The organism is Pseudomonas sp. Sample_9 (genome assembly GCF_004307535.1).
GTDB classification, from domain to species: Bacteria; Pseudomonadota; Gammaproteobacteria; order Pseudomonadales; family Pseudomonadaceae; genus Aquipseudomonas; species Aquipseudomonas mercuritolerans.
The window spans coordinates 1-2,349 of record NZ_RAZO01000335.1 but is presented as its reverse complement, the minus strand read 5'-3'; the positions used below and the strand labels follow the sequence as shown (position 1 = coordinate 2,349).

Here is a 2,349-nt window from a genome sequence, read left to right as displayed (position 1 = left end):
ACATCACACCCTGCCTCGAAAACCCGCCTAGACTGCAAGAATCCTCTACAGACAAGGCAGTCTTCATGATCTCGATGTCCTCCTTCCACGCCATGCTCATTCCCATCCTCAGCGGAATGATCCTGCTGGCCATCGGCTTCAACTTCCGCGACAAGAACGCCGGGGTGTTCGCCATGTGGATCGGCATGCTGATGATCCTCGCCACGGTGGTCTACAAGATCCTCGCCAAACTGAACGAATGACCGAGCCCGGCTCGCATTGCGCCAAGGGGCCTCGTACACTCCAGCGCATCCGCCTATCGCGAGGTTGTCTTCTGGTGTTTGCTCGTCTTTTTGCTTTGCCCGGTCTGTTGCTTGTCTGCCTGATGACGCTGCTGCCGCTGGCGCCCGCCCAGGCAGTCGGTCTGCCCGGCCTGCTCAACACTTCCAAACCGCAGCCTGAAGCCGTGGAACCCCTCGGCCAGTCGCTGGACGAAGTGATCAAGTCGCTGGAAAACGACAAGCAACGCGCGCAACTGCTCAGTGATCTGAAGAAGCTGCGCGACGCCACGAAGAAAGCTCAGACCACCCCGGAAGAAGGCGTGCTGGGCCTGATCGGCGGCACCCTCGCCAACTTCGAAAAACAGTTTTCCGGCGCCGACAGCCCGATTACCCGCTGGTCCAACGAATTCGATCTGGCCAAGGACGAACTGACCAGCAAGCTGCTGCCGGCCAATGAATGGCTGCCGATCATCTTCGGTTTCGCGGTGATCCTGATGGTCTGGAGCCTGCTCGCCGCCGCGCTGATCTGGCTTGGCCACCGCGTGCGCATGCGCTTTGGCCTCACCGAAGAATTACCGCAACACCCCAAGGCCCTCGACATGCTGCGTTTTGCCCTGCGCAAGCTTGGACCGTGGCTGATCGCGTTGGTGATCACGGTGTACATGAGCTACGTGCTGCCGTCGTCACTGGGCAAAAGCCTGGCGATGGTGCTGGCCTATGCCTTGGTGGTCGGCACCTGTTTTTCGGCGATCTGCGTGATTGCCTTCTCCCTGCTCGACGGCCCGCACCGCCATCGTGCGCTGTACATCCTGCGTCATCAGGCGTTCCGGCCGCTGTGGCTGATCGGCAGTTTCGCCGCGTTCGGTGAAGCGTTGAGCGACCCGCGTCTGGTCGAGAGCCTCGGCGTGCATCTGGCGCACACCGCCGCGACCACCGCCAATGTGCTTGCGGCGCTGTCGACCGGCCTGTTCATTCTGCGATTCCGCCGACCGATCGCGCACCTGATCCGCAATCAACCACTGTCGCGCCGCCTGACTCGCCGCGCCCTCAGCGACACCATCGAAATCCTCGGCACCTTCTGGTACGTGCCGGCGCTGGTGCTGGTCGGCATCTCGCTGTTCGCCACATTCGTCTCCGCCGGCGACACCAGCACCGCGCTGCGCCAATCGCTGATCTGCACGGTTCTGCTGGTGTTGTGCATGGTCATCAACGGCCTTGTGCGCCGTCATTCGCTCAAACCACAACGCGGGCCGAAACGCCATGCGCTGTACTCGGAGCGACTGAAAAACTTCTTCTACACCCTGACGCATTTGCTGGTGTGGCTGATCTTCATCGAACTGGGCCTGCGCGTCTGGGGCCATTCGCTGATCGCGTTCGCCGAAGGCGATGGCCATGACATCAGCGTCAAACTGTTCAGCCTGATCGGCACGCTGATTTTCTCCTGGCTGATCTGGATCCTCGCCGACACCGCCGTGCACCACGCCCTCACCCGCTCGCGCAAAGGCCTGGCCAACGCCCGGGCACAGACGATGATGCCGCTGATCCGCAACGTGCTGTTCGTGGCGATTTTCATCATTGCGCTGATCGTCGCGCTGGCGAACATGGGCATGAACGTCACCCCATTGCTGGCCGGTGCCGGTGTGATCGGTCTGGCCATCGGTTTCGGTGCGCAGTCGCTGGTCGCTGACCTGATCACCGGCCTGTTCATCATCATCGAAGACTCGCTGGCCATCGACGATTACGTCGACGTCGGCGGCCACCTCGGCACCGTCGAAGGCCTGACCATCCGCACCGTACGCCTGCGCGATATCGACGGCATCGTCCACACCATCCCGTTCAGCGAAATCAAAAGCATCAAGAACTACTCGCGGGAATTCGGCTACGCCATCTTCCGCGTGGCCGTGCCGTACAACATGGAAATCGACGACGCGATCAAACTGATGCGCGACGTCGGCCAGAAGATGCGCAGCGATCCGTTGCAGCGCCGCAACATCTGGTCGCCGCTGGAGATTCAGGGTGTGGAAAGTTTCGAGTCCGGCAGCGCGATCCTCCGCGCACGGTTCAAGACTGCGCCGATCAAGCAGTGGGA

At 61.4% G+C, this 2,349-nt stretch carries 2 protein-coding genes; both read left to right on the top strand.

Features of this window, described 5'->3' with window-relative positions; genetic code table 11:
* The first annotated feature begins 65 nt into the window (after positions 1-65).
* On the top strand, positions 66-242 hold the full coding sequence (locus D6877_RS29425; protein WP_016773747.1) for a hypothetical protein: 177 nt from the start codon (positions 66-68) through the stop codon (positions 240-242).
* A gap of 74 nt (positions 243-316) precedes the next feature.
* A partial coding sequence (locus D6877_RS18895) for a mechanosensitive ion channel domain-containing protein (RefSeq protein WP_130911748.1) occupies positions 317-2,349 on the top strand: 2,033 nt, incomplete at its 3' end.